This is a genomic window from Mesorhizobium sp. B2-4-18, from assembly GCF_006441385.1.
GTDB classification, from domain to species: Bacteria; Pseudomonadota; Alphaproteobacteria; order Rhizobiales; family Rhizobiaceae; genus Mesorhizobium; species Mesorhizobium australicum.
Genome location: NZ_VFUW01000007.1, coordinates 190,251 through 216,922 on the forward strand (window position 1 = coordinate 190,251; position 26,672 = coordinate 216,922).

At 63.7% G+C, this 26,672-nt stretch carries 23 protein-coding genes; 4 read left to right on the top strand and 19 right to left on the bottom strand.

Translation table 11 applies throughout. From position 1 onward, the window contains the following. Positions 1-5: 5 nt before the first annotated feature. The 14 genes from FJ527_RS18585 to FJ527_RS18650 form a co-directional block, all read right to left on the bottom strand. Complete coding sequence (locus FJ527_RS18585; protein ID WP_140618538.1) at positions 6-479, bottom strand: hypothetical protein; 474 nt, start codon at positions 477-479, stop codon at positions 6-8. 50 nt (positions 480-529) lie between these two features. Then, positions 530-3,490 (bottom strand): bifunctional [glutamine synthetase] adenylyltransferase/[glutamine synthetase]-adenylyl-L-tyrosine phosphorylase, encoded by a 2,961-nt coding sequence (locus tag FJ527_RS18590; RefSeq protein WP_140823790.1) that lies wholly within the window; start codon positions 3,488-3,490, stop codon positions 530-532. Next, a complete protein-coding gene (locus FJ527_RS18595; protein ID WP_140823791.1) occupies positions 3,490-4,965 on the bottom strand; it encodes an ATP-binding protein in 1,476 nt (491 codons plus the stop codon). The genes FJ527_RS18590 and FJ527_RS18595 overlap by 1 nt, the downstream gene beginning before the upstream one ends. 8 nt (positions 4,966-4,973) lie before the next feature. After that, positions 4,974-5,648 carry a response regulator transcription factor gene (locus FJ527_RS18600; RefSeq protein WP_041163488.1) on the bottom strand — a complete coding sequence of 225 codons (675 nt, stop codon included), beginning with the start codon at positions 5,646-5,648 and terminating at the stop codon, positions 4,974-4,976. A 354-nt stretch (positions 5,649-6,002) separates the two neighbouring features. Then, the gene (locus tag FJ527_RS18605; RefSeq protein ID WP_140823792.1) at positions 6,003-7,553 is read right to left on the bottom strand and encodes a Do family serine endopeptidase; all 1,551 of its coding nucleotides are present in this window, start codon (positions 7,551-7,553) and stop codon (positions 6,003-6,005) included. A gap of 132 nt (positions 7,554-7,685) precedes the next feature. Further along, positions 7,686-8,153, bottom strand: a complete 468-nt coding sequence (locus FJ527_RS18610; protein WP_140823793.1) for a cytochrome c-type biogenesis protein — start codon at positions 8,151-8,153, stop codon at positions 7,686-7,688. Continuing rightward, complete coding sequence (locus FJ527_RS18615; protein WP_140618548.1) at positions 8,150-10,135, bottom strand: heme lyase CcmF/NrfE family subunit; 1,986 nt, start codon at positions 10,133-10,135, stop codon at positions 8,150-8,152. The genes FJ527_RS18610 and FJ527_RS18615 overlap by 4 nt, the downstream gene beginning before the upstream one ends. A 32-nt stretch (positions 10,136-10,167) precedes the next feature. After that, positions 10,168-10,611 (bottom strand): cytochrome c maturation protein CcmE, encoded by a 444-nt coding sequence (ccmE, locus tag FJ527_RS18620; RefSeq protein WP_015318623.1) that lies wholly within the window; start codon positions 10,609-10,611, stop codon positions 10,168-10,170. A gap of 8 nt (positions 10,612-10,619) precedes the next feature. Continuing rightward, on the bottom strand, positions 10,620-11,756 hold the full coding sequence (gene ccmI, locus FJ527_RS18625; protein WP_140618550.1) for a c-type cytochrome biogenesis protein CcmI: 1,137 nt from the start codon (positions 11,754-11,756) through the stop codon (positions 10,620-10,622). Between the two features lie 121 nt (positions 11,757-11,877). Further along, complete coding sequence (locus FJ527_RS18630; RefSeq protein WP_041163489.1) at positions 11,878-12,318, bottom strand: hypothetical protein; 441 nt, start codon at positions 12,316-12,318, stop codon at positions 11,878-11,880. 186 nt (positions 12,319-12,504) lie between these two features. Then, positions 12,505-13,893 (bottom strand): ATP-binding protein, encoded by a 1,389-nt coding sequence (locus FJ527_RS18635; RefSeq protein ID WP_015318626.1) that lies wholly within the window; start codon positions 13,891-13,893, stop codon positions 12,505-12,507. Positions 13,894-13,921: 28 nt separating this feature from the next. Next, positions 13,922-14,587 (bottom strand): response regulator transcription factor, encoded by a 666-nt coding sequence (locus FJ527_RS18640; protein ID WP_140823794.1) that lies wholly within the window; start codon positions 14,585-14,587, stop codon positions 13,922-13,924. 78 nt (positions 14,588-14,665) lie between these two features. After that, entirely contained in the window at positions 14,666-14,965 is a 300-nt protein-coding gene (locus FJ527_RS18645) for a hypothetical protein (RefSeq protein WP_015318628.1), read from the bottom strand. Between the two features lie 170 nt (positions 14,966-15,135). Then, entirely contained in the window at positions 15,136-15,543 is a 408-nt protein-coding gene (locus tag FJ527_RS18650; RefSeq protein WP_140823795.1) for a DUF3168 domain-containing protein, read from the bottom strand. Between the two features lie 320 nt (positions 15,544-15,863). Between FJ527_RS18650 and FJ527_RS18655 the strand changes: the two genes are divergently transcribed. Then, complete coding sequence (locus FJ527_RS18655) at positions 15,864-16,652, top strand: fumarylacetoacetate hydrolase family protein (RefSeq protein WP_140663153.1); 789 nt, start codon at positions 15,864-15,866, stop codon at positions 16,650-16,652. On the opposite strand, the gene FJ527_RS18660 is transcribed toward FJ527_RS18655, so the two are convergent. From FJ527_RS18660 to FJ527_RS18680, 5 genes are all read right to left on the bottom strand, one after another. Next, on the bottom strand, positions 16,649-17,464 hold the full coding sequence (locus tag FJ527_RS18660; protein ID WP_140663155.1) for an ABC transporter permease: 816 nt from the start codon (positions 17,462-17,464) through the stop codon (positions 16,649-16,651). The two genes, FJ527_RS18655 and FJ527_RS18660, sit on opposite strands and share 4 nt — an antisense overlap. Continuing rightward, positions 17,464-18,297: an ABC transporter permease gene (locus FJ527_RS18665; RefSeq protein ID WP_015318632.1), complete on the bottom strand. Its 834-nt coding sequence runs from the start codon at positions 18,295-18,297 to the stop codon at positions 17,464-17,466. Before FJ527_RS18665 ends, FJ527_RS18660 begins: the two co-directional genes overlap by 1 nt. Positions 18,298-18,319: 22 nt before the next feature. Then, positions 18,320-19,432 carry an ABC transporter substrate-binding protein gene (locus FJ527_RS18670; RefSeq protein ID WP_015318633.1) on the bottom strand — a complete coding sequence of 371 codons (1,113 nt, stop codon included), beginning with the start codon at positions 19,430-19,432 and terminating at the stop codon, positions 18,320-18,322. Positions 19,433-19,502: 70 nt separating this feature from the next. Next, on the bottom strand, positions 19,503-20,597 hold the full coding sequence (locus FJ527_RS18675) for an ABC transporter ATP-binding protein (protein WP_140823796.1): 1,095 nt from the start codon (positions 20,595-20,597) through the stop codon (positions 19,503-19,505). 122 nt (positions 20,598-20,719) lie between these two features. Further along, positions 20,720-21,616, bottom strand: coding sequence for a LysR substrate-binding domain-containing protein (locus FJ527_RS18680; protein WP_140823797.1), 897 nt, complete (start codon positions 21,614-21,616; stop codon positions 20,720-20,722). A 76-nt stretch (positions 21,617-21,692) separates the two neighbouring features. Between FJ527_RS18680 and FJ527_RS18685 the strand changes: the two genes are divergently transcribed. The 3 genes from FJ527_RS18685 (at position 21,693) to FJ527_RS18695 (ending at position 26,630) form a co-directional block, all read left to right on the top strand. Then, positions 21,693-23,279, top strand: coding sequence for an amidohydrolase (locus FJ527_RS18685; protein ID WP_181166394.1), 1,587 nt, complete (start codon positions 21,693-21,695; stop codon positions 23,277-23,279). A 41-nt stretch (positions 23,280-23,320) separates the two neighbouring features. Further along, on the top strand, positions 23,321-24,253 hold the full coding sequence (locus FJ527_RS18690; protein WP_140663165.1) for a dimethylarginine dimethylaminohydrolase family protein: 933 nt from the start codon (positions 23,321-23,323) through the stop codon (positions 24,251-24,253). A gap of 223 nt (positions 24,254-24,476) precedes the next feature. Continuing rightward, positions 24,477-26,630, top strand: a complete 2,154-nt coding sequence (locus FJ527_RS18695) for a penicillin-binding protein 1A (RefSeq protein ID WP_015318638.1) — start codon at positions 24,477-24,479, stop codon at positions 26,628-26,630. Positions 26,631-26,672 lie beyond the last annotated feature (42 nt).

Here is a 26,672-nt window from a genome sequence, read left to right on the forward strand (position 1 = left end):
AAATCTTACTGCACGCCGCCTTCGTTGCCTTCGCCATCCCATTGACGGTCATCGCGCCCGTCCTTCGGCAGTTCGCCCTTCTCGATCTTGCCGTCATTGTTCTTGTCGAGCATCGCGAAAAGCTTCTTTTCGCGGCCGATGATGTCATCCGATGTCAGCGTGCCGTCGCCCTTGCTGTCGTAACGGGCGATGATGCGCCTGGCCATGCGTTCGAAGCGCGCCTTCTCCAGCGCGTCGGCGAGTTGAGCGACAGTCAGCTTGCCGCCCTTATCAGCGACAAGCTTCTTGAGCCGCGCGTCCATGACATCGGAGAACTGGTCGAAAGTGATTTTGCCGTCATTGTCCTTCATCGCCTTGTCGAGCCGCATCATGGTGCGCTCACGCACGTTGGCGCTGTCGAGGTTCTCGGCATAGGCCGCGCCGCCGACGGCTCCGGCCAGGGCGATGTAGGCAAGTGCGAGCTTGGTTGTCTTTCTCATGGTTTTCTCCTGTTGCATCGTCACCCCCGACGCGGCCGAACGGTCGTTGGTCACGACCCTCCGGCACGAAGCAGAAGGTCGAAATCCTTCCTGACCTTTTGCGACGTCTCCTTGAGATGTGCTTCCAGCACACCGAAATCCGGCAGGTCGGTGACCGCCAGAAGCAGATCCGAAAGCCCCGGCGGAACGTCGTCACGTTCGAACGGTCCGGTAAGGCACAGCCGCGTCATCTGGGTCAGCGCCAGATAAAGGGCGTAAGCCTCGCCAAGGTCCTGCCTGATCACGGCATTGGCGAAATGGGGCGTCAGACGAGACAGGATCTCAGCCGTGCCGGTGGCGCGCGGCCCGGGCTCGACCTGCCCAGTGATGACAGCCACCTGGGCGATGAATTCGAGATCGATCAGACCGCCCGGGATCAGCTTGATGTCCCACAGGTCGCGGGGCGGCTTTTCCTGCTCGATCATGGCACGCATGTCGGAGGCTTCGGTTTTCACCTTCGCCCCGTCGCGTGGCTGGCCGAGTAGCGCGGCGACTTCCGTTTCAACCTCGGCGCAGAGACCGGCGTCGCCAGCAATCGGCCGCGCCCGCGACAGCGCCATGTGTTCCCAGGTCCAGGCTTCCTGGCGCTGGTATTTCTTGAAGGCATCGATATGGGTGGCGACCGGTCCCTTGTTGCCGGACGGCCGCAAACGCAGGTCGAGCTCGTAAAGCACCCCTTCCGCCGTTGGCGCCGATACCGCGGATATCAGCCGCTGCGTCATGCGGGTGTAGTAGTGCGACGGCGCCAGCGGCTTTTCACCATCGGAGTCCTCGGCGTCCGCATCGTGATCGTAAAGCAGGATGAGATCGACATCCGATCCGGCCGTCAATTCGCGGCTGCCGAGCTTGCCCATGCCGAGCAGCGAAACCACGCCACCGGCGATCGTGCCGTGGCGCACCGCGAATTCGGCGATCACCGCTTGCAACGCCGCCGCAATGGTCAGGTCCGCCAGATCGGAGAAAGCGCGGCCGGCGCGGGCCGGGTCGATCGAGCCCGCGAGCAGCCGCACACCGATGAGGAATTTCTGTTCGGAAGCAAATATGCGTAAGCGGTCGAGCACGTCCTCATAGGCCCTGTCGCCCTCGAGGAAGGCGGAAAGCCGCCCCGAGAGATAGGCGCGGTCTGGCAGCTCGGTCAGCAATGCCGGGTCGAGCAAGCCGTCGAACACATGCGGCCGGCGAGTGATGATGGCCGCCAGCCTTGGTGCCGCGCCCATGATCGTCGCCATCAGCTTGAGCAGTGCGGGATTCGACTGCAGCAGCGAAAACAGCTGGATGCCGGCCGGCAGGCCGGCGAGGAACTCGTCGAAACGGACCAGCGCCTCGTCGGCCCGGCGCGTCTGGCCAAAGGCCTTGAGCAGTGCCGGCGTCAGTTCCGTCAGCCGCTCGCGCGCCTCCGCCGACTGGGTGACGCGATAGCGGCCGAAATGCCAGCCGCGGATGACACGGCAGATATCGCTCGGCCGCTGAAAGCCGAGGCCGTTCAGGGTCTGCAGCGTGTCCGGGTCGTCGACGTCACCGGTGAAGACCAGGTTGCCGATGCCGGCCGAAAGCTCGGGCGCGGTTTCGAACAGCGCCGCATAGTGGCGCTCGACCTGCTGCAGCGAGGCACGGAAGGCCCCGGCGAACGCGGCGGCGTCGGCGAAGCCCAGCATGCGGGCGATGCGCTCCAGCCCTTCATCGTCTTCCGGCAGCGTGTGCATCTGCTCGTCGGCCACCATCTGGATGGCGTGTTCGACCCGGCGCAGGAACCAGTACTGGAGGGCGAGTGCGTCTCTTGCGTCTGATGTGATCCAGCCTCGGGCCGCGAGCTGACCGAGCATCGGCACGGTTTCGCGGCCGCGCAGCTCCGGAAAGCGGCCGCCGGCGATGAGCTGCTGGGTCTGGACGAAGAACTCGATCTCGCGGATGCCGCCGCGCCCGAGCTTGACGTTGTGCCCCTTCACCGCGATCTCGCCATGGCCCTTATGAGCATGAATCTGGCGCTTGATCGAATGGACGTCGGCAATCGCCGCGTAATCCATGTATTTGCGCCAGATATAGGGCTGGAGCTCCTTGAGGAAGGCATCGCCCGCGGCGAGATCGCCGGCCACCGGGCGGGCCTTGATCATCGCGGCACGCTCCCAGTTCTGGCCACGCGCTTCGTAGTAGCGAAGCGCGGCTTCAACCGGGATAGCCAGCGGGGTGGAGCCGGGATCGGGACGCAACCTCAGATCGGTGCGGAAGACATAGCCGTGCTCGGTGCGGTCCTGCAGGATGCGAACCAGCCGGCGCGTCAGGCGTGAGAACAGGTCGGTGGCGTCGAGAGGATCGACCACGGCGGGTGCCTCCGGATCGAAGAACACGACGAGGTCGATGTCGGAGGAGAAATTCAGCTCATGCGCGCCGAGCTTGCCCATGCCGAGCAGGATCCAGCCCGATCGATGCGAGGGGTTGTCGAGGTCGGGCAGCTTGAGCTTGCCCTGACCATGCGCGTCACGCAGCAGGAAATCGACTGCCGCGCGGGTGCAGGCGTCGGCGAGATCGCTCAACCGCCTTACGGTCAGCGAGGTTTCGGCTTCGCCCGAAAGATCGGCGAGCGCGATCAGGAAATGCGCCTCTGCCTTATGCCGGCGCAGCGCCATCATCAGGCCGGATTCCGAGACCGTTTCGGCCAGCGGCGCCTGGTCGATCGCGGCGGTGATCGCCTTCAGACGGGCCTCTATCGGCAGGTCGAACAGCCCGTCCAGGATTTGCGGCCGGCGGCGCGCCGTGTCGCGCAGGAATGGCGAAAGGTCGAAGACAGCGGCGAGGAGATCCTGCGCCTTGCCTTTGCCGGCCAGGAATTTGGCCACCCGTGTCAGCCCCTCTTCGCGCGCTGCGTCCGCGATTTCGGCCAGCTCCTGTCGTGCCCGGGCTGCGTCGAGCGGGGCAAGCGGGGTTTCCAGGCTGAGCAGCCAGTCTGTCTTGCTCCGCTTGGCAACGGCCGCCATCAGTGATCCTCGCGTGCCGGGAAACTCATGACCACGGATAGTCCTGGATTGCCAGGCAGCAGGTCAAGCCGGCCGTAATGGAATGTCATGACCGCCTTGGCGAGACTGAGGCCAAGGCCGGAACCAGGCTGCGAACGGCTCTTCTCCAGCCGCACGAAGCGCTCCGTCGCCCGGGCGCGATCGGCGTTGTCGGGAATGCCCTGGCCATTGTCCGTGACGGAAAGCCTGATCTCGCCATGCGTGCGTTCGAGCTTTACACGGACCGCCGGCTTGGACGTCGAATCGGTCGAGTACTTGATCGCATTGTCGACGATGTTGGAGAGCGCCTGGCCGATCAGCTCGCGGTTGCCGTCGACGACAAAAGCACCATTCACCTCGGCGTCCAGCGAAACGCCAGCCTCCTCGGCCACCGGCTCATAGAGTTCGACGACATCACGGACGGCCACCGCCAGATCGACGCGGCTGGTGTGCTCGGAAGAATAGCCCGCCTCCAGGCGGGAGATCATCAGGATGGCGTTGAAGGTCTTTATCAACTGGTCGGACTCGGCGATGGTGCCTTCCAGCGCCTGTCGATAGTCCGATGTCTTCTGCTTGCCGGAAAGCGTCGCTTCGGCCCGGTTGCGCAGCCGGGTCAGCGGCGTCTTGAGGTCATGCGCGATGTTGTCGGAAACCTGCTTGAGGCCTTCGTTGAGCGTGGCGATCCTGGCCAGCATGGCGTTGAGGTTTTCCGAAAGCCGATCGAACTCGTCGCCGGCGCCGGTTACCGGCAGCCGGCCGGAGAGATCCCCGCCCATGATGCGCCGGCTTGCCTCCGATACGCCATCGATACGCTTCAGCGCCGCGCGGCCGACAAAGAACCAGATCAGGATGCCACCCAGGGCCATCATGCCGAGCGCCAGCATCAGCGAACGGCGGATGACGGCACGGAACCGCTCTGGTTCCCCGAGATCGCGGCCGACCAGCATGATCATCTGGTTCGGCAGCCGCAGCACCAGGGCAATGGCGTTGTGGCCCTTCTCGCCCTGCGCTTGCGTGTCGCTCTGGTCGGGCTGTGCGGTCCCCTTGTCGGCAGGCAAGTTGCGTAGACGGTCGAGTTCTCCCTCGCCAAAGCGCTGATAGGAAAAAGGGCTGGTGGTCCAGCCTTCGTTTTCGAGAACGCCCGGCTCGAGGCTCTGCACGTTACCGGTCAGGATCTGGCCGTTGGCATCGGCGATCAGATAGAGATTGGCGCCGGGCTGCCGCGAGCGGGCCTCGACCACGCGGACCAATACGGGAAGGCCACCGCGCTGATAGGCGCGGGCAAGGCCGAGCACCTCGTCGTTGATGGTCTCCTGCGTCTGCCCGGTCAGCATGCGCGCCGAGAGCGAAGTCATATAGAGGACGAGCAGCACCGCGCAGAGCGCGAAGAGCAAGAGATAGAGCGCCGAAAGCCGCGCGGCCGTCGTCTTCATGATGGCGGGCACGGAAAGCGCCATGCCGCCGCCTAGCCGCCCTTCAGCATGTAGCCGGCGCCGCGAACGGTATGCAGGATCGGCTTGTCGAAGCCCTTTTCGATCTTGCCGCGCAGCCGGGAGACGTGGACGTCGATGACATTGGTCTGCGGATCGAAATGATAGTCCCAGACATTTTCGAGCAGCATCGTGCGCGTCACAACCTGGCCGGCATGGCGCATGAGATATTCGAGCAGGCGGAATTCGCGTGGCTGGAGCGTGATCTCACGGCCCGCCCGGCGGACAGAATGCGATAGCCTGTCGAGTTCAAGATCGCCAACCCGGTAGACGGTCTCGGCCTCCTTGGCGCTGGCGCGTCGGTTGAGCACCTCGACACGAGCCAGAAGTTCGGAAAAGGCATAGGGCTTGGTCAGGTAATCGTCACCGCCGGCGCGCAGGCCGGTGACCCGGTCATCGACTTCGCCCAGCGCCGAAAGGATGAGCACCGGCGTCGTGTTGCCCCTGGAGCGGAGGGCGGCAATAACCGACAGGCCGTCGCGGCGCGGCATCATCCGATCGATGACCATCACGTCGTAGTCACCCGCATCGGCAAGCGCGAAGCCGGTCTCGCCGTCACCCGCAACATGCGCGGTATGACCGGCTTCGGTGAAGGCTTTCTGCAGATAATCCGCAGCCTCGCGATCGTCTTCTATGACGAGAATCTTCATAGGGCCGTTATACGCGATTTCGCTTGAAGGTTGAGTAGCCGGCATCTGCATTTTAGCCTTTGCCAAAGCGCATCGCGATCAAGACGATCGAGAGCGTACGCGATAAAATCTTCGTTCCGTGGCGTCGTTAGGCCGAACATGCCAGTTCCCGGTCATGTCGTTACCTGCAACCCGGGACCAACCGGCATCGGGCACGAGGGCCTGAGTGGGCAGCCACATACGGGCGCGGCAGCGGGCGATGGGAAGCCCGCTGCCGCTGAAGGAGAGCGCGATGACTGACTAACGGGCTCTCCTTCTTACTTTCCCCATGCGGCGACTCGGGGGTGTTGAAACCGCCGCATTGGAAAAGTCGTCTCAGCCCTTGGCCACCGGCACCGCGACGAAGCGGTTGTTGTCGTCACGGGTGATCTGCATCAGCACCGCCTTGCGTCCGGATTTGACCGCATCGGCCATGGCCTTGGTGACGTCTTCGGTGCCATTGACCTCCGCCGAGTTGACCGCGGTGATGACGTCGCCCGGCTGGATGCCGCGATCGGCGGCGGCGCTGTCGGGGTCGACGTCTGTCACCACCAGACCCTTGCCGTTTTCAGACTTGGTGACGGTGAGACCGAGATCGGCCAGCGTGTCAGGCTTTGCCGGAGCGGCAGGCTGCTGTTGCTGGTCGTTCGAGGCCTGCTTGTCCCTCGCCGGCAGTTTGCCGAGATCGACCTTGACCGTCTGGCTCTTGCCGTCGCGCCAGACCGTGACATCAACAGACTTGCCGGGCGAATAGGCGCCGATCAGGCGGGCGAGCTCCTTCGGCGACGCAACGTCCTTGCCGTCGACCTGGGTGATCACGTCGCCGGCTGATATGCCGGCCTTCTTGCCGGGGCCGTCGTCCTGGGCGCTCGAAACCAGCGCGCCGTTGTTGGACTTCAGGCCGAGCGATTCGGCGATGTCGGAGGTGACCGGCTGGATTTCGACGCCGAGCCAGCCACGCTGCACCGCACCGCTCTTCATCAGGTCCCCGACGACCTGCTTGGCGGTCGAGGCCGGAATGTCGAAGGCGATGCCGACGCTGCCGCCGGAAGGCGAGAAGATGGCGGTGTTGATGCCGACCACCTGGCCGTTGAGGTTGAAGGTCGGGCCGCCTGAATTGCCGCGGTTGACCGAGGCGTCGATCTGGAGGAAATCGTCATAGGGGCCGGCGCCGATATCGCGGCCGCGCGCCGAGACGATGCCGGCGGTGACGGTGCCGCCGAGGCCGAACGGATTGCCGACAGCCACGACCCAGTCACCGACACGAACCTTGGAATCGTCGGCGAAGTCGACATAGGTGAACTTGCCGCCACCATCGACCTTGAGCACGGCGAGATCGGTCCGCGGATCGGTGCCGACCAGCTTGGCATCGAGTTCCTTGCCGTCATTGGTCACAACGGTGAAGGCGGTGCCCTCTTCGACGACGTGGTTGTTGGTGACGAGGTAACCGTCTTCGGAGATGAAGAAGCCGGAGCCCTGCGCTACCGGGCGCGGCTCGCCATTGTTGCGGTCGCGATGACCGAAGCGACGATGACCTTCGTCGTTCTGGCCGCCCTGGTCACCAAAGCCGCGGAATTCCTTAAAGAAACGACGCAGCTGCGGATTGTTGGGAAGATTGTCGAGGCCGTCCTGATCGTCGGAGCCATCATCGGCGGTCGGCTGGATCTTGGCCTTGACCTTGACGCTGACCACGGCTGGCGACACACGCTCCACGACATCGGCGAAGCTCGGAACCTGCGGGGCCTCGACGCGCACGGCGTCAGCGAGAACGGGGCTGGTTCCGCTGGTCAGCGCGCCAACGCCGATCGCACCGGCGACCGCGATAGACGCGGCAGCAGCCAGAAGACGCTTGCGGGTGCGGAAATATGAATCGGGGGCAATATTCATGGATCTCTTATCCTCTTTCAAGCGGACGCGCCTTGATCGGCATCCTCAAGGAACGAGAATTAGGGAAGCGCACATTACGACGCCATTTCCGGCACATGAAACTTTGGTAATGTTGGCGGGCGACGGCAGCCGTCAGTCGCGGCGGAGGATCGCGTCCAATGCGGCCTGCTCTTCGACTGAAAGCGCTGCCGTTGCCGGAAGCCGGCGCGACCGCGCACTGAGCACTATAAACACGCCGCCGGCCAGAAGCAGGAGAACCGGCGTGCCCCACAGCAGCGCGTTGCGCAGATCGAAGCGTGGCTTCAGCAGCACGAACTCGCCGTAACGCGAAACCACATAATCCATCACCTGCCGGTCGGTATCGCCCGCGACAAGGCGTTGTCGCACCAGGATACGCAGGTCCCTGGCAAGGTCCGCATCGGATTCGTCGATCGACTGGTTCTGGCAGACCATGCAGCGCAGGCCTTCCGACAGCGCCCGCGCCCGCGCCTCGAGTGCCGGGTTGGCCAGCATCTCGTCAGGCTTCACCGCCATTGCCGTTCCGGCGAAGAACAACGCCAGCAACAAGACTATCGACGTCAACGAAAGCCTTGCCCTCATGGCAGACCCGCCGGCGCCACCGCCTGCTTGCGACGGCGCGAAGGCGCGCCGACCCGCAGGCGCCTGTCCATCAGCGACATCGCCGCACCCGCCATCATCACCAGGCCGCCGCCCCAGATCAGCGTTACCAGCGGCTTCCACCACAGACGCACCACGACCGAGCCGTCCTTGCCCTCGTCGCCGAGCGAAATGTAGAGCTGGGAAAGGCCAATAGTCTTGATGCCGGACTCCGTCGTCGTCATCTGCCGTACCGGATAGAAACGCTTGGCGGAGCTGACTTCGCCGACAGGGCTGCCGCTGACGCCGATCAGCTCGAAACGCCCGCGATCCTCGCTGTAGTTCGGTCCCTGTGCAGGATAGAGCCCGACGAACCGCACTGTGCGGCCGGAGATTTCGACGGTTTCACCAGCATGCATGGACAGGATCTTCTCCGTCCCGAAGCAGAGCGTGCCAACAATGCCGAGCACGGTCAGGCCGAGGCCAAGATGCGCGAAAGCAGTCCCGAAGACCGAGCGTGGCAAACCAACCAGACGCCTGACCATTGTCGGCGCGGCGACATTGCCGACCCCCGCCTTGGTGGCGAGGTCGGTCAGCGCGCCAAGGATCAGCCAGACGCCGAGGCCGACGCCAAGCGCGGCAAGCACCGAAGCGCCGTCGATGAACAGGACCGTAACCAGCGTCGCTAGAAGTGCGGCCGCGAACGCGGCCATCAACCGCTGCGCAACGCCGAAGACATCGCCGCGCTTCCAGGCCAGCAGCGGCCCAAAGGGAACCATCACCAGCAGCGGCACCATCAGCGGCGCGAAGGTAAGGTTGAAGAACGGCGCTCCGACCGAAATCTTGTCGGCCGAAAAAGCCTCGACCGCCAGCGGATAGAGCGTGCCGACGAGCACCGTGGCGGTCGCCGTGGTCAGGAATAGATTGTTGAGGACGAGCGCGCCTTCACGCGAAACCGGATGGAAGAGGCCGCCTGCCGTCAGCTTCGAGGCGCGCAGCGCAAACAGCGCCAGCGAGCCGCCGATAAACAGCGTCAGGATGCATAGGATAAAGACGCCGCGCGTCGGATCGGTGGCAAAGGCATGGACGGAAGTCAGGACGCCCGAACGCACCAGGAAGGTGCCGAGCAGCGACAGCGAGAAGGTGAGGATGGCGAGCAGCAGGGTCCAGATCTTCAACGCCGAGCGCTTTTCCATGACGATGGCCGAATGCAGCAGCGCGGTGCCCGCCAGCCACGGCATGAAGGAAGCGTTCTCGACCGGATCCCAAAACCAGAAACCGCCCCAGCCGAGTTCGTAATAGGCCCAGTACGATCCCATGGCGATGCCGCCGGTCAGGAACATCCAGGCGACCAGCGTCCATGGCCGCACCCAGCGCGCCCAGGAGGCATCGATGCGACCCTCGATGAGGGCGGCGACCGAGAAGGAAAAGCAGATCGAGAAGCCGACATAACCGAGATAGAGCATCGGCGGGTGAATGGCGAGGCCAAGATCCTGCAGGATCGGGTTGAGATCGCGGCCTTCGATGGGCGCCGGATTGAGCCGGATGAAAGGATTGGAGGTCACCAGGATGAACAGGAAGAAGGCAGCGCCAATAGCGCCCTGCACGGCGAGCACATTGGCGCGCAGCGTCGCCGGCAAGTTGGAGCCGAAAGCGGCGACAAGCGCGCCGAAGAAGGTCAGGATCAGCACCCAGAGCAGCATCGAACCTTCGTGATTGCCCCAGGTTCCAGTGATCTTGTAGATCAGCGGCTGCAGCGAATGCGAGTTCTCCCAGACGTTCGCCAGGGAAAAATCAGAGCTTGCATAGGCGCTCGCAAGGGCCGCGAAGGACAGCGCCGTCAACGCGAAACCGGTCACCGCGACCGGACCGCCGACCGCCATCAGGCGCTGGTTGTTCAGCCGCGCGCCAAACAGCGGCACGATCGTCTGCACCAGTGAAAGCGCGAACGCCAGAACCAGGGCGAAATGTCCGGTTTCAACCATTCGCGCGACTCACGCTTGCTCTTCCGCCAGAGTTACTCACTCTTGCTCTCCTGCCAGACGCCCTTGGCCTTCAGGCCGTCGGCTACTTCCTTGGGCATGTAGCGCTCGTCGTGCTTGGCCAGAACGCTGTCGGCGACAAAGACGCCGTCAGGGCCGAAGGTACCCTCGGTGATGACACCCTGCTCTTCGCGGAAAAGGTCGGGCAAGATGCCGGTATAAGTCACCTTGACCGATTTGTGGGTGTCGGTGACCGAAAAGGCAACCGTTGCGCCCTGGCCGCGCTGGATGGTGCCTTTTTCGACCAAACCGCCGAGCCTGATGCGCTGGCCCGGCTGAACGCTGGCGGTGGTCAGATCGGCCGGCATGTAGAAATAGGACGCCTTCTGGCCAAGCGCATAGAAGGTCAGCCCGGTGGCGGCGCCCAGAAAAACCAATCCGCCCGCGATCACCGACAATCGTTTCTGCTTGCGCGTCATACCCAATTCTACTCCGTCGCCGTCAAGCCGAGCGAGGCGGCAAAGGCGGTGAATTTCTTGGCTTCGTCACTATCGGCCCCAAAGACCGCGATGGCGCGGCCCAGCGCATCGCGCGCCTGATCGGCCTTGCCCAGCACGACATAGGAACGAACCAGCCGCATCCATCCTTCCGGGTCGCGCGGATTTTGACGAAGTTTGTCGTCGAGGCCGGCGACCATGGTATTGATCATGGCTTCCCTGTCCTGCTGCGACATGGAGGACGCCGCGTCGACATCGGCGGCATCGGGGCCTTTCGCGGTCGTGCCGGAGGCGACTTCCGGGCCGCCGGATTTGGCCAGCGCCTGTTCGACAGCGCCGCGCCACGGCGAATCCGGCGGCAGCGTACCAAGCATAGCCTGCCAGGCCGCGGCCGCTTCCTTGCCACGGCCCTCCTGCGCCAGTGCCATGGCCAGATAGAAACCGGCTTTCGCATTGGCCGGATCAAGCTTCAAGGCCGCCTCGAAGGCATCCTGGGCATCGGCCGAAACAATGCCGCCCGCCGCACCGGCGATCGCCTCGCCGAGACCGGCCTGACGGACAGCGCTGTCGCCGTCCAGGCGAATGGCGTTGCGGTAGGCCGCCGCGGCGTCGGCAAAGCGCTGCATACGCAGATAGACCGGCGCCAGCACGTCCCAGCCCCTGCCGTCGGAAGGATTGGCGGCAAGATGGGCCTCGGCGCGCGCCACCAGCTCATCGACCGAACTGTCGGCGGGGTTCTTGGCCAACCGCTCACTGAGCGGCTGCGACGGCAGGTCAGGCGAGCCGATCTGACTGTAGAGCCCCCAACTGACCAACGGAACCGCCAGCACCGCAACGGTCGCGACAAGCCGTACGGTGCCCGATGACCTGCCGGACGCCTTGGCCGCCATATCCGCGTTGCCCAGGCGAAGGATGCGGCGGGCGATCTCGGCGCGCGCCTCGGCCGCTTCAGCGGGCCCGATCAAACCGCGCCCGGCATCGCGGTCGAGTTCGGACAGTTGATCGCGATAGACTTCCAGATCGTGATCGCCACTCGATGATGCGCCCTTGGAGGCACCAGCCAACGGCAAAAGCACCGCCAGGCTGGCGCCCAGCGTGAGAATTGCGGCTATGACCCAGAACAGCATGGTTCTTCCAATAACGGCAGAGCCCTGCCCTGCCAACACAGGCATCCTGCGACGCTTTGACGGCACGCGCCGAATGTCGCGATCGAAATCCACCGGCCGGATCGCAACGAGACCCGGCTGGCTAGGTCAATGGCGTCCAACTGCCGTCGGCATTGCGGCAGGCTGTTCCGTGCGCCGTGACGCTGGCGCCGCCCGTGAACACCGTCTGCGTGTATTGGCGGCAATCCTGCGAACCGACGCGGTAAGGCTGGGCAGGGACGACCTCGCCATAGCGTGAGGCCTGATCGCCCTTCCAGGTCACCTTCTGGCCGCTGGTGTTGTATTCGAGCGCCTTGTATTCGGCCTCGAGCGCGCTGCGCTTCTCCGTGTCGCTCAGACCGTTGCCGATCGACCCGCCAATGAGGCCGCCGCCCATGGCGGAGATGATCGACTTGGTAACGACCTTGCCGCCGGCCGGAGGCGTCGAGGCCGGTGTCGCCGCCACGGTCGGACCCTTGCCGCTCAAGGTGGTGCAGCCCGACACGGCCAGCAATGCGGAAACAAGCGCGACGCGAATCTTCATGCCAACAACCGGTTTTCTTGAGTTGGAGCCTGCCATGGATGCGCCGGGGGCCGCGTCATCGGAGAAGTAGGCGTGGCCATAGTGTTGATATTTGTCGGAAATTTGGCCACTGGCGGCTGCTCTGGGGTCAATCGATATGCCGCCACAAGATGCGCCTTCCATTGCTGCCGATTGGCCTGGGTAGCATTACTGCAGGCTCCGCAATCGCACCGTCGCCTTCAGTCCGCCCATGCCGGACCGCTCGAGTGCCAGGACGCCTCCATACTCGTTGACGAGATCGGCGACAATGGCAAGGCCCAGGCCCGTCCCAGGCTTGGTCTCATCGAGGCGCCGCCCTCGCTTCAGCGCTTCACGGGCCCTATCCTCGGGAATCCCCGGTCCGTCGTCCTCGATGCTGATCTCAAACAGGCTCTCATCCTTGCCGGCCAAGGGCACGACCGAGATCGCGACAGCACTCCTTGCCCATTTCACCGCATTTTCGAGAAGATTGCCAAGCAGTTCCTCGAGGTCCTCGCGTTCGCCGGCAAAGACGATCTCGGTGGCCGGCAGCGACAGCGACAGGCTGGTCCGCGGGTTCAGCTTCTGCAAAACGCGCACCATGCGCTGCACCAGCGGTGCCACCGGCGTGCGATAGACGACGCTGTCGCGCTGCGCCGCGACGCGGGCACGCTGCAGGTAATGGTCGATCTGCTTTTGCATGGAGGCGGCCTGCTCGGCGATCAACTGTCCCTTGGCGCCGCCAAGCGCCCGGCCCTCGTTGAGCAGAACGGCAAGCGGTGTCTTCAGGGAATGGGCGAGGTTGCCGACCTGGGTGCGCGAGCGCTCGACGATGCGTTTGTTATTTTCTATCAAGGCGTTGGTTTCGTTGGCTAACGGTTCGATCTCGGCCGGGAAACGGCCGTCGAGCCTCTGTGCGGTGCCCTCGCGCACCATGGCGAGTGCGTTCCGGACCCTGCGCAACGGCTGCAGCCCGAGCAGGATGGCGATGGCGTTGATGGCGATCATGCCGATGCCGAACAGGCTGAGATAGGTCAGCAGGCGGCGCTGGAACGTTCCTATTTCCTGCTCCAACTCGGTCTTGTTGCCCATGACGCGGAAGCGCGCGGCGCGGTTCTTCGCGTCGAGAACGAATTCGCTCTCGAACACGACCAGCTCCTCGCCATTGATGCCTTGCGCGGCATAGCTGCGCTGGAAATTGGCGTTGAAGGGAACATCCGCCACGTCCGGCGACGGGATGGTCCGGGTCATGGACGACGAGTGAAGATCGCCATGCACGCCTTCCGAGGCGGGCTCGACGGACCAGTACCAGCCCGAATTCGGTTCCGAGAAACGGAGATCGCCAAGATCGGGGGAGCCGGTCAACGCGCCGCTGTCGGAGATGCCGATGGAGCCGATCAGGTTGAACAGATGCGCCGACAACAGGCTGTCGAAGCCCCGCTCGCTGGCCTGTCGGTAGAGCGTTGTGATCAGGGTGAAGATGACGACCAGGGTCAGGATCGCCCACACGGTGGAGAAGGCGATGACGCGGAACGTCAGCGAGCGCGGCCACGCGCGCAGCGAGAGCCGTCTGCCCACGGCCGGGTTGGTGGGGAGCGGTTCCGCCTTACGCCTCCGGCTCGCGCATGCGGTAGCCCATGCCGCGTACGGTTTCGATCATGTCGATGCCCATCTTCTTGCGCAATCGTCCGACAAAGACCTCGATGGTGTTGGAATCGCGGTCGAAGTCCTGGTCGTAGAGATGCTCAACCAGTTCGGTGCGCGAAACGACCTCGCCCATGTGGTGCATCAGATAGGCAAGCAGCCGGAATTCGTGCGAGGTCAATTTCAGCGGCACGCCGTTGAAATCGGCCTTCGAAGCCTTGGTGTCGAGACGCAGCGGCCCGCAGGTCAGTTCCGACGAGGCGTGGCCGGCCGCACGGCGGATCAGGGCCCTGACGCGCGCCAGCACCTCCTCTATGTGGAACGGCTTGGTGACGTAGTCGTCGGCGCCGGCGTCGATGCCGGAGACCTTGTCGCTCCAGCGGTCACGCGCGGTCAGGATCAGCACCGGCATCTTGCGGCCGCCGCGACGCCAGCGCTCGACCACGCTGATGCCGTCCATCTGCGGCAGGCCGATGTCGAGCACAACGGCATCGTAAGGCTCTGTGTCGCCGAGGAAATGGCCCTCCTCGCCGTCGAAGGCACGATCGACGACATAGCCGGCATCGACCAGCGCATCCGAGATCTGCCGGTTGAGATCCTTGTCATCCTCGACGACGAGTACGCGCATACGGGGACCAATGCCTGTTGATTGAAGATTTCAGATATAGGCCGATTCCGCCGGCCTGGGAAACGGAGGGAAGAGCGGTCAGTTCTGCGGAACGACGATTTCGGAGCGGCGCGGACGTTGTCCGTCCTTGCCGGGCACGAGCACGACGATGACGCAGACCGGCTGGCCGCCACGCGTCGATGCCGAAGCCTTGGCGAGCGTTCCGCCATTCTGCTGAGCCACCTGCTGACCGATCGCATAGCAGTCGGATGCAGCCAGGACGATCGGGCTGGCCTGGTCGGGCTCGATGACCGGTATCGCCATTGCCTGCGACGCAAACAGCCCGGCGGCACTAAGCGCCAGGGTCGCGGTTCGGAAATGGGAGCGAAGCGTTTTCATGACCCGCGTTGTAACGCATCGGTGCTGAACGTGAAATGAACAGTGAACGGCCCTGAAACCATGCTCGCCACACCCCTGCAACGCGAGACAGACATCTTGGATTTCACCGCCCCCCAGTGAAACCCGCGAAAGCTCAGTCTAGACTCCGTTTCGGTGATATTGAAAGTGCGTCAGGCGTTTTCCTGCGTCAGCGCACGGAATCGCAGCAGGCCATGGTGGACAAGGAGTTCCTCATCGTAACGCGCCTCGCTGAATTCCAGCGACAGCCGCGTCTGGCCACGCGGGCCTATAACCAACGCCGCTCCGGCAAGCCGCGCCTTGATGGCATCCATGATCGCCCGGGTCTCGGCCTCGCCATGCGCCTTCGACCAGACATGCAGCGTGATCAGCTGGTCGTCGTTGTTCTCGGCGCCGGTGTCCCAGTCAAAGGCAGAAGTCTGGCCTGAAGTCACATAGGGAAAGGCGACGTTGTCGGTTGCCCGCTCGAGCAGTCCGGCGCCACCCAGCAGCGCCGACAGCGACGCATCGCTTTTCAGTCTTAGAAACAGGGCCTGCTGCAAATCGCCGGGCGCGGTCATCGTCCATTTCCTCAAGCCGTTGCGCCACCGACAATGCTTTTCCAAAGCCTGCCCATGTCGCATCCCTTCTCAGATATAGCGGTTCGCCACGCCAAGAGGATGGCGATTCGTCATCGGAATCATGAACGCCGATGATCTCGAAAATACGACTTGCCGACAATCTCGTCAGTCGGCGCGATAGGGCCTGGCAAATTGACCATGAGCTTGCCTCTGATTGTCTGGTCACGCGATCTTGCCCCATATAGGCTGGTCCATACGACGGAATGTTCCTTGCCGGCTTGGCCGGACAGAGGGGCATGTTCCCGATTTCCGGAGCTGACATGCTCGATCCAAAAAAGGCCAGGGCCGCGTCACGTCTGCTGGTAGGCCATTGGGACAATGGCACCCATCTCGACGTCATACCCGAGGAACTGCGGCCGAAAACGCGCACCGAAGGTTACGCCATCCAGTCGCATGTCATGGAGCATTCGGCGGCCCCGCTTTTCGGCTGGAAGATCGCGGCAACCAGCCTGGCCGGTCAAAGGCATATCAACGTCGACGGCCCGATGGCCGGGCGTCTGCTCGCCGAAAAAGCGGTCGAGGTCGGCGGGATCGTCTCGCTGGCGACGAGCAAGATGCGGGTCGCCGAGGTCGAATTCGCGTTCCGTTTCGGCCGCCAGATCCCACCTCGCGCCGCACCTTATGAAATCGCTGACGTGATGGACGCCGTGGCGACCCTGCATCCGGCGATCGAAATACCGGACTCACGATATGATGATTTCTGCGCTGTCGGCGCGCCGCAGCTGATCGCGGACAATGCCTGCGCCAATCTGTTTGTCATCGGCCAGCCTGCCGAAGACGATTGGCGCGACATGAACCTGGCGGAGTACCCGGTGACCGGTCTCGTTTCGGGTAAGTCTCGGCACGACGGAACGGGCGCGGCTGTCCTCGGCGACCCACGTATCGCGCTCACGTGGATCGTCAATGAGCTATCGGGACTTGGCATAGCGCTCCAACCGGGACAGGTGGTGATCACCGGAACTTGCGTGACACCGATCAGCGTCGCCGCCGGTGACGAAGTCATTGGCGATTTGGGCAGGTTCGGCAAAGTGTCGGTGCGGTTCGTCTAGACCGGCTTGCTCCCCCGGTTCAGCCTGACCACGACGCTCCTCACCGCCAGAACCAGCACGGTGATCACGATCAAAATCACCGACAGTGCGGCGATCGCCGGGTCGATGTTGTCGCGTAGTCCCATCCACATCAGGCGCGGCAGCGTGATGGCGTTGACCGAGGTGATGAACAAAGTGACGCCGATCTCTTCCCAGGACAGCACGAAGGACAGCAGCGCCGCGGTGACGATGCCGAATTTGATGTTGGGCATGATGACGCGCGTGGCGCGCTCCCAGACACTTGCGCCAAGCCCCCGCGCGGCAAGGTCGATGCGTCGGTCTAGCTGGCTGAGCGAGACCAGGATCAGCACCGTCGCGAACGGCACCGTCATCACCGAATGCGCCATGGCAACGCCGAGCCAGGTATCGTAGCCGAAGAAGGAGCTGACGCCCGAGATCGAGGTGAGCAGGAAGTAGAGCGTGACCGCCGAAACCACCGGCGGCACCACCATCGGCAACAGCACGAAGCCGACGAGGGTCGCGGTGAAGCGCGGCTGGAACATCCAGACGCCGAGGCTGAAGCAGAGCGCCAGCACAGTTGAAATGGCGCTGCTGACGATGCCGATGCGGATCGAAAGCAGGATCGACTGGAGCCAGCGCGGATCCTCGATCAACGATCGGTAGTGGCGCAACGACAATTCGCCCGTCGGCATCGCCAGCATGCGGCTCGGCGTCAGCGACACGGGGATGACGGCCAACAGCGGCAACAGCAGGAACAACGCCACCAGGGCGGCAATAACCAGGGAGACAGGACCGGGGCGATAAGTCGGCATCAGATCAGCTGCTTTGGTCTGACATAACGGAACAAGAGCGCCATCAGCGCGCCGACGAACAGTACCAGCACGACGCTGATCGCAGCCCCCAGCCCCCAGTCCGGGCTCTGGAATATCCTGAGATAGATCAGTTCGGCGATCATGACGCTGCGCCCGCCACCGAGAATCGCCGGCGTGACGAAGAAACCGAGCGAGAAGACGAACACGATCATCGCGGAGCCGATAATGCCGGAGCGCGTCATCGGCACGAACACCGTCCAGAAGGTGCGCATGCGGCTGGAGCCGAGGCCGCGCGCGGCGAGCAGAACACGCTCGTCAAGGCTGCGCATGGCCGAAGCCAGCGGAAAGACGGCGAAAGGAATGAGGAAATGCGTCATGCCGACAATGACGCCGAATTCGTTGCGTACCAAAGTCAGCGGTTCGGAGATAAAACCGATCGACTGCAGCCAGGTGTTGATCAGGCCGCGATTGGACAGCAGTGCCACCCAGCCGAAGGCGCGTGTCAGCACCGAGATCCAGAACGGCACCAGGATGCAGAATTCGGCGATGAGGCGCTGCGCCGGGCTGCCGCGAACCCAGACGACCGTAATAGCATAGGCGGCGGCGACCGACACTATAGTGACGATGGCGGCGATGCGCAGCGTGCGGATGAACACCGACTGGACCAGATCGTCGGTGAGCAACGCCTCGTACTGGCCAAGCCCGGGCGTCGGCAAGGTGAAACTCCATTTCACCACGCCGAGAAATGGCCAGGCATAGGCAAGGCCGAGAAAAAGGAGCAGCGGCGCCATCAACAGCGCCGCGCCCATCCTGTCGGAGAGAACGCCTCTCATGTCAGATCAGCATCGCCGCCGGTCAGGCGGAGATGATCTTGGTGTATTCGTCGAGCGCCGGCCCATAGTTCTTGGCGTACCAGTCCATGTCGAGCGGGATCTGCTTCTTCATGTTCTCGGGATCGACGGGGTTGATGCGCTTCTTGTCGGCGGGGATCAGCGCGTCGGCCGCCGGATTGGCCGGACCTTGGCCAAGCTTGTCGAACATGACGAGCTGCTTTTCCGGATCCTGGGCGCTGGCGATGAACTTCATCGCCGCATCCTTGCCGCCTGGGTTGTTCTTGAGCACGGCCAGCGCGCCGGGCGAGATCAGGCCCTGGTCCCAGATGAACTTGATCTTGCCGCCGGAATCCTGCTCGATCAGCGAGGCACGCGTCGACCAGACGATCGCCATGGAGGCTTCGCCATTGAGCAGCACGCTCTGGCTCTCGGCGCCGCCGCCCCAATACGCGACGACGTTTTCCTTGAAGGCCGATATCTTGTCATGCGCACGTTTTAGGTCGAGCGGGTAGAGCGAAGCCGGCGCGATGCCGTCGGCCAAAAGGGCCGCTTCCCAGCTCGACACACCCCATTTGTAGAGCGAACGCTTGCCCGGGAATTTCTTCACATCGAAGAAATCGGCCATGCCAGTCGGTGCATCCTTGCCGTATTTCTCGGAATCGTAGGCGATGACATAGGAGAAGAAATAAGTCGAGGCGGCATAGTCCCAGCCGAAGCCCGGCCGCATCTTCTTCTTGTCGACGATGTTGTAGTCGATCGGCTCGAGCATGCCTTGGGCGCCGAGCGTAATGGCCGAGAACGGGTCGACGTCGACCAGGTCCCAGGTCGGGGCGCCGCTCTTGGATTGCGCGGCGATCGCGCCTTCGGTCGGGCCCGACCCGTCCATCTTGACCGTAATGCCGGTATCCTTGGTGAAGGCCTGGCCATAGGCCGCGTCGTAGGCCGTGATGGCATCGCCGCCCCAGTTGACCAGCACAAGTTCCTTCGCTGCGGCAAAGGCACCGGTCGAGCGCAGCAGCATCGGCGTGCCGGCGAGCACGAGGGCAGCGAGTTGCGCGAACTGCCGACGCGAGATCTCGCCGCGTCTCGTCCTTTCGGACAGCGTTTCGATGGCCTGTTTCTTGGTGTCGTTCATGTCAGTTCCCCTTTGTTTTCGTTGATTTTAATTCCGGAAGCCGGTGCGGCTGATCAGGCCGCGCCGGCGCTCATTGTCCTCCGTCCGGAAGGAGGAAACCCTTTTCCGCCGGCCATGTCAGCCACACGGAATTGCCCTTGCTGAGCGCCGCCGCCGCGACCTCATTGGGCACCGAGACGGTGACTTTGGCACCTTGGCGCGTGGTGAGGTCGAGTTTGGTCGCCGCCCCCAGATAGGTCGAGGCGATTGCCGTCGCGGCAATGCCGTTCTCTCCGGCGGCGGCCTCGCGTGCTATCGACATGTGTTCGGGCCGGATCGCCAGGATGGCGTCGCCACGCACCTTCTCAGCCTTGCAGTGGATACTTACCGCGCGGTCCTCACAGAGGCCGGTCGAGCCGTTGTCGACAGGCTTAACCCCCTTCAGCGGCAGCATGTTGATCTCACCGAGGAACTCGGCGACGAAGCGATTGTCCGGCCGGTCGTAGACCTCGTCCGGCGCGCCGACCTGCAGCAGTTTGCCATGATTGAAGATGGCGACGCGCGAAGACAGCGCCAGCGCCTCGCTCTGGTCGTGGGTAACGAAGACGAAGGTGGTGCCGGTCTCCTGGTGCAGGCGCTTCATCTCTGCCTGCATCTGGCCGCGCAGGCTCTTGTCCAGCGCCGAAAACGGCTCGTCGAGCAGGAGCACGCCCGGCTCGAACACCAGCGCGCGGGCAAGCGCGACGCGCTGCTGCTGGCCACCGGAAAGCTGCGAGGGCAATTTCCTCTCGTGGCCGACCAGACCGACGCGCTCGATCATCTCGCCGACACGCTTCTTGATCTCGGCGGCCGATCTCTTGCGGACCTTGAGCGGGAAGGCGATGTTGGCCTCGACGCTCATATGCGGAAAGAGCGCATAGCCCTGGAACACCATGCCGGCGGCACGCTGCTCGGCCGGGCGGTCGGTGATATCGGCGCCGTCGCTGAAAAGCCTGCCCTCGCTCGGCTGCACGAAGCCGGCCAGGATCATCAGGAAGGTGGTCTTGCCGGAGCCGGAAGGCCCAAGCAGCGTCAGGAACTCGCCGCGGCCTATGTCGAGCGTCAGATTGTCCAGCGCACGGAACGAGCCGAAGCTCTTGCCGATCCCGATTGCCTTGATCTCTGCGGCCCGGCCGGGTTGCTGCATCCTGCCTCTATCCTTACCATTGAGCCAAATCGTAGGCAGGGCGGAAGCTCACCGCAACCGAATAGTTTTCGCCTGATCGGCAAATTTCATTCATCTATGGCGGGCTGGCGCCACGCTGCCTCTCAATAGGGCTGAATGCGGTTCTCGGAGAGAGTAGACCTCAGCCATCCCGCGAACGCTTCCAGGACCGGGTGCGAGGCCTTGGCGTGTTCGGAGACCAGAAAATAAGAGCGCGGCGATTTGATCGCGATGTCGAAAGGCCTGACCAGACGGCCTTCGCTCAGCGCACGGCGGCTGGTCAGTTCGTCACCCATGGCGATCCCCTGCCCGGCAATCGCGGCCGAGAAGACGAGGTTCATGTCGGAAAAGAAGATGCCGCTTTCGGTGTCCGGGTTTTCGACCTTGGACAGCGCCAGCCAGCGCGCCCAATCCTCGGTGTCGTCGAGATGGAGCAGATTGGCGCGCAGCACGTCCGCCGGCCGGGAAAAGCCGCCGACCTTGTTGAGCAGCGTCGGGCTGCAGAGCGGCGTGAACGAGATTTCGCATAACAGCTCGGCCATGCGGTTCGGCCAGTTACCCACGCCGAACGCGATGAAGGCGTCTGCGTCGGCATTGCTGACATCGTCGAGCCGTCGGGGCGTCAGGATGCGCAGCGCGACATCGGGGTACATCTGCCGGAACTCGCCGATATGGGTGCACAGGAACAGCGAGGCGAAGCCCGGTGTACAGGAGATGGCGAACGAGCCGCCGACGCCAGTGCCGGCATCGCGCGTCACCGCGTCACCCAGCACGGTCAGCGCCTTGCGCACGTCGCTGGCATAGCGCTGCCCACGCGGGGTGAGCGCCACCCCCTTGCCGATCCGCTCCAGCAGATCGAAGCCGAGATCTCGCTCGAGCAGCCGCAATTGGTGGCTCACCGCGCTGCGGGTCAGGTGCAGTTCGTCGGCGGCGCGCCAGACGCTGCCATGTCTGGCAAAACTGTCGAGCGCGCGTAGCGCCTGTGTCGATGGGATTCTCAAGAGGTGAACCGAATTTGCATGAACCAGGAAAACATATCACTTTTTGGCGAGCCGCTTCACTGCTTTCTTCTAGAGCATGGAGAAACCGGTGACGACATCGGCGCAAGAGACCGCGCTTGCCTGCCTGGACGGCATCCAGCCCCTGCTGTCGGCATGGACACGCACCATTTTCGATTTCGGCGAGACCGCCTGGCGCGAGTACCAGTCGGCCGCCTGGTATGTCGATCGACTCAAGCGCGAGGGATTTTCGGTCGAGGAAGGCTCGGGCGGCATGCCGACCGCCTTTTGCGCCCATTGGACGAACGGTGCCGGACCGACAGTGGGCATGTATGCCGAATATGATGCCGTGCCAGGCAATTGCCAGGACGCCGTGACGGTGAGGCAGCCGCGACCTGGCCTTGGCGCCGAGGCCGGCGGCCATACCGACCCGCATTCGGGGCTCGGCATAGCAAGTCTCGGCGGCCTGCTCGCCACCAAAGCCGCCATGCAGCGCCACGACATTCAAGGCACGCTGCGCTTTACCGGCGAGCCGGCTGAGAAAGTGCGCGGTTCGAAGCCAATCCATGCGGCAAAAGGCTACTATGACGGCCTTGCCGGCATGATCTCCTTCCATCCCTTCTACATGCTGCCGCTCTGCAATACCGCGCGCTGGGACACGCATTGCGGCGCGGCCTACGCGATGATCTATCGCTTCGTCTGCGACGAACCCGAAAATTGGGTTCGCGCAAGCGACGGCGCACCGATCCCGCAGGCGCATTCGGCGGTCAGGGCACCGGGCGCCAACGATGCACTGATGACCATGTACATGGCTTCCAAGGCGTTGCGCGATTCCATGCTGCCACACCAGGGCGGCTGGTCGATCAGCGAGGCTATCCTGACGGCCGGCCAGGCCACGGCCGACAATCTGCCGGCGGGACTGGCCGAGATCCAGTACATGATCCGCGTGCCCACCATCGGCATGGCCGAGCAGGTAACGGCGGTGCTCGACCGCAATGCCGCGGCCGCGGCTGCGATCAGCGGCTGCCGCTACGAGCGGCACTGGGTGTCGAAGTCACGGCCTGGGCTCGCGAACCATGCCATGGCCGGGATTGCCTATGAAGCCCTGTCGACGGTCGGGCCGCCACGCTGGGACCAAGTCGCCAGAACAATCGCGCGGGAAATCCAGGTCAATACCGGCGGCACTGCTACCGAAAACCCTTTTATCGAGGAGCTTGAGCGGCTGATTTCGCCACAAGAGGCCGAGGCGATCCTGCGCCGCGACCTGCCGCCGTCCCAGGTGAACTCGACCTCCGACGACTACACCGACATGAGCTGGCACGCGCCGACCGCCCGCTTCTATGTCGCCCGCCCAGCGCTCCGCTCGGCGAATGGCGGTGCCTATCCCTCCTGGGTGATGAATGCGCTGGGTGGCATTCCGGCGACGATCGACCCGATGGTCATCTGCGCCGCCAAGACGATCGCGCTGACGGCGCTGCGCCTGCTCGAGGACGAGACCGCCCGCGATGCGGCAATGGACGAGTTCATAACCCGTACCGGCGGTGGCGTCGGCGGCTCCAACTGGATCGCGCCGCTCTGCGACTACGACCCGCCGATCAACTTTCGCTGGCCGGAATATGTCACCACCGCGCGCGGCCGCGACTGGTGGATCCCAAGCAACGCATGACCTGACCAACCCTTTAGAAAGAGCCCACGAGGAGAACCCGCATGACCGTCCATGACCGCATCATCACCGAGCCGTTTTCGCTGCAACGCCGCAACCCGGCCGGCGGCACCCAGCCGCTGACCGTCTGGGGCTTCGCCAACGAAACCGACGTGTTGACCGACGTGCTGCTCGGATCGCCGAATTTCCTGCGCCACCTGTCGACCAGTTCGCTGTCGCGCAAGCACCTGCGTGAAGCCCCTTGCAACGTTCAGATCGCGCAGGCACAGCACAAGGATCTTGTCGCGGCCTACGAGCATTTCGGCGTCAACATTCACTGGCACGAGCCGACGCCGGAACTGCCGATGCAGGTCTATTCCCGCGATTCCAGCGTCATGACGCCTTATGGCGCCATTATCACCGCCATGGCCAACTGGTGGCGGCGCGGCGAGAACTACGCCGCCATCCGCACCTATGAAAAGCTCGGCATCCCGATCTACGACATGGTGACAGCCGGCACTTTCGAGGGCGGCGACTTCAATGTCATCGAGGACGGCGTGGTGCTGATCGGCTGCGGCGGCGCCCGCACGCAGGAGGAAGGCGCCCGGCAGGTGCAGGCCTGGTTCGAGAAGGAAGGCTGGGAGACACGCATTGCCTTCATCGACGAATATTACGTCCATATCGACCTGATGGTGGTGCCGATCGCCGAAAAGCTCACTGCCGTCTGCCTCGCCTGCACCGAGCCTGGCATCGTCGACTGGCTGAAGGGCAAGGGGCACGAGATCATCGACGTTCCCTTCCAGGACACGATGGCGCTCGGCTGCAACTTCATGTCGCTGGGCAAGGACCGGGTGATCGCGCCGACGTCCAGCAAGACGCTGATCGAAAAACTCAAGGCGCGCGGCTTCGAGGTCGCGGCCGTCGACATGAGCGAAATCTCCAAGACCGGCGGCGGTATCCATTGCATGGCACAGGCGCTGAAACGCGAGGCGGCCTGATAGTCGGGAAAACGGCAAAACAGCTCCCGCTCGCCGGATCGAGCACCTGGCGGGCGAGGAACCGGCCGCCGGCTACCTGGCTCTTCCATCAACAAACCGTGCCCCTGTGTCCTCGCCGCCCTTGTGAGTGTCCGTAAATGGATGAATAGTCGGACAGGGCGCCGCCCTGAAATTGCCCGCTTGCGGTTTTCAGGTCGCGCCAGAACCGAGCCGGGTTTTTTGAATGGTCAGCCCTGAACCACGCAAGAGAAGAGGTCCGATCGCCGCCTGGTTGCTGGCGCTGGACGCGTGGCTCGATTCCTCGCTCTATGAGATCGGGTTCAAGGCACGCCAGTTCTGGGAGGCCGCGACGATCTTCTCGCGGCGCTTCCGTCTCAAGGGTTGGCGCCGCGGCTTCATCGAACTTTTGAGCGAAGGTTTTACACTCGGCGCCGGCGGCATGGTGGTGATGCTGGCGCTGGCGATACCCGCTTTTCAGGACACTACCGGCGACTGGCGTGCCCAGGGCGACTTCGCCGTCACCTTCCTGGACCGCTATGGCAACGAGATCGGCCAGCGTGGCATCATCCAGCGCGATTCCGTGCCGGTCGACGAGATGCCGGACCATGTCATCAAGGCGGTGCTCGCCACCGAGGACCGCCGGTTTTTCGATCATTACGGTATCGACGTGCTCGGCCTGTCGCGCGCGATCTTCGAGAACGTGCGGGCGAATTCGGTCGTCCAGGGTGGCTCGAGCATCACCCAGCAGCTGGCCAAGAACCTGTTCCTGACCAATGAGCGCACGTTCGAGCGCAAGATCAAGGAGGCGTTCCTGTCGCTGTGGCTGGAGGCCAATCTGTCGAAGAAGGAAATCCTGCAGCTCTATCTCGACCGCGCCTATATGGGCGGTGGCACGTTCGGCATCGAGGCGGCGGCGGACTTCTATTTCGGCAAGAGCGTCAAGGACCTGAACCTTGCCGAGGCGGCGATGCTGGCCGGTCTGTTCAAGGCCCCGACCAAATACGCGCCGCATATCAACCTGCCGGCGGCGCGCGCGCGCGCCAACGTGGTGCTGTCCAACCTCGTCGATTCCGGCTTCATGACCGAAGGCCAGGTGCTGCAGGCCAGACTGCACCCGGCCGACGTCGTCGACCGCGGCGAACAGAAGAGCCCCGACTACTACCTTGACTGGGCCTTCGACGAGGTCAAGAAGATCGCCAAGCCAGGCCAGCACTCGCTGGTTGCCCACACCACCTTCGACGCCAACATCCAGAAGGCGGCGGAGGAGTCCGTCGAGTTCCACCTGCGCCAGTTCGGCAAGGAGTACAACGTCACCGAAGGGGCCGTGGTGGTCATCGAGACCAATGGCGCGGTGCGGGCGATCGTCGGCGGCCGCGATTACGGCGCCAGCCAGTTCAACCGCGCCACCAAGGCACTGCGCCAGACCGGCTCATCGTTCAAGCCCTATGTCTACGCCACGGCGATGGAACACGGCTTCACGCCGAACTCGATCATTTCTGGCGGGCCGATCAGCTGGGGCAACTGGTCGCCGCACAATTACAGCGGCGAGTCGGCGGGCAACATCACGCTGATCATGGCGATGGCCAAGTCGATCAACACCGTGCCGGTGCGGCTCGCCAAGGACCATCTCGGCATCGCGCCGATCAAGGCATTGGCGGAATCGTTTGGGGTGGAATCGCCGCTCGAAGGGCACAAGACGATGGTGCTCGGCACCTCGGGCATGACCGTGATGGACCAGGCGACGGGCTACAGCGTGTTCGCCCAGAATGGCTTCGTCGGTTCCCGGCACGGCATCACCCAGCTCGTAACCCGCACCGGCGACGTGGTGTATGACTGGACCAAGGACGCGCCGCCGCCGCATCGCGTCCTGTCCGAGCAGGCCCTGAAATCCATGAACACCATGCTGGCGGCCGTGCCGGTGATGGGCACGGCGCGGCGGGCGCAAATTCCCAACATCGTCGTCGCCGGCAAGACCGGCACCACGCAATCCTACCGCGATGCCTGGTTCGTCGGCTTTACCGGCAACTACACGGCGGCCGTGTGGCTGGGCAATGACGATTTCACCCCGACCAAGAACATGACCGGCGGCTCGCTGCCGGCGATGGTGTGGCAGCGGTTGATGGTCTACGCGCACCAGAACATCGACTTGAAGCCGATCCCGGGGATAGACAAGCCCTTCGTCGACGAGGAGGTCGCGGCAAAGGCCGCCGAGGCACAGAAGAAGAGCGAGGAGCAGGCCGCGGCCGATGCCGCCGCCGAGCGGCCGCCGGTGCTGTCCAGTCGAACCACACAGACGTTGCGGGACATGAGCCAGATGTTCCAGGCGGCCCCCAAACTCGACGCCCCCGCTTCACCCGAAACGTTGTCGGCACTGTGATATCCGCCCGCTGAGACAAGACCGACTGGCAAATCCATCACG

Coding starts and splice junctions, on each gene's coding strand:
- FJ527_RS18585 (WP_140618538.1), bottom strand. CDS start 479: ATGAGAAAGACAACCAAGCTCGCACTTGCCTACATCGCCCTGGCCGGA.
- FJ527_RS18690 (WP_140663165.1), top strand. CDS start 23,321: ATGACCGTCCATGACCGCATCATCACCGAGCCGTTTTCGCTGCAACGC.
- ccmE (WP_015318623.1), bottom strand. CDS start 10,611: ATGACGCGCAAGCAGAAACGATTGTCGGTGATCGCGGGCGGATTGGTT.
- FJ527_RS18645 (WP_015318628.1), bottom strand. CDS start 14,965: ATGAAAACGCTTCGCTCCCATTTCCGAACCGCGACCCTGGCGCTTAGT.
- FJ527_RS18615 (WP_140618548.1), bottom strand. CDS start 10,135: ATGGTTGAAACCGGACATTTCGCCCTGGTTCTGGCGTTCGCGCTTTCA.
- FJ527_RS18610 (WP_140823793.1), bottom strand. CDS start 8,153: ATGAGGGCAAGGCTTTCGTTGACGTCGATAGTCTTGTTGCTGGCGTTG.
- FJ527_RS18590 (WP_140823790.1), bottom strand. CDS start 3,490: ATGGCGGCCGTTGCCAAGCGGAGCAAGACAGACTGGCTGCTCAGCCTG.
- FJ527_RS18640 (WP_140823794.1), bottom strand. CDS start 14,587: ATGCGCGTACTCGTCGTCGAGGATGACAAGGATCTCAACCGGCAGATC.
- FJ527_RS18650 (WP_140823795.1), bottom strand. CDS start 15,543: ATGACCGCGCCCGGCGATTTGCAGCAGGCCCTGTTTCTAAGACTGAAA.
- FJ527_RS18660 (WP_140663155.1), bottom strand. CDS start 17,464: ATGCCGACTTATCGCCCCGGTCCTGTCTCCCTGGTTATTGCCGCCCTG.
- FJ527_RS18670 (WP_015318633.1), bottom strand. CDS start 19,432: ATGAACGACACCAAGAAACAGGCCATCGAAACGCTGTCCGAAAGGACG.
- FJ527_RS18665 (WP_015318632.1), bottom strand. CDS start 18,297: ATGAGAGGCGTTCTCTCCGACAGGATGGGCGCGGCGCTGTTGATGGCG.
- ccmI (WP_140618550.1), bottom strand. CDS start 11,756: ATGCTGTTCTGGGTCATAGCCGCAATTCTCACGCTGGGCGCCAGCCTG.
- FJ527_RS18695 (WP_015318638.1), top strand. CDS start 24,477: ATGGTCAGCCCTGAACCACGCAAGAGAAGAGGTCCGATCGCCGCCTGG.
- FJ527_RS18655 (WP_140663153.1), top strand. CDS start 15,864: ATGCTCGATCCAAAAAAGGCCAGGGCCGCGTCACGTCTGCTGGTAGGC.
- FJ527_RS18595 (WP_140823791.1), bottom strand. CDS start 4,965: ATGGCGCTTTCCGTGCCCGCCATCATGAAGACGACGGCCGCGCGGCTT.
- FJ527_RS18685 (WP_181166394.1), top strand. CDS start 21,693: ATGGAGAAACCGGTGACGACATCGGCGCAAGAGACCGCGCTTGCCTGC.
- FJ527_RS18630 (WP_041163489.1), bottom strand. CDS start 12,318: ATGAAGATTCGCGTCGCGCTTGTTTCCGCATTGCTGGCCGTGTCGGGC.
- FJ527_RS18600 (WP_041163488.1), bottom strand. CDS start 5,648: ATGAAGATTCTCGTCATAGAAGACGATCGCGAGGCTGCGGATTATCTG.
- FJ527_RS18605 (WP_140823792.1), bottom strand. CDS start 7,553: ATGAATATTGCCCCCGATTCATATTTCCGCACCCGCAAGCGTCTTCTG.
- FJ527_RS18675 (WP_140823796.1), bottom strand. CDS start 20,597: ATGCAGCAACCCGGCCGGGCCGCAGAGATCAAGGCAATCGGGATCGGC.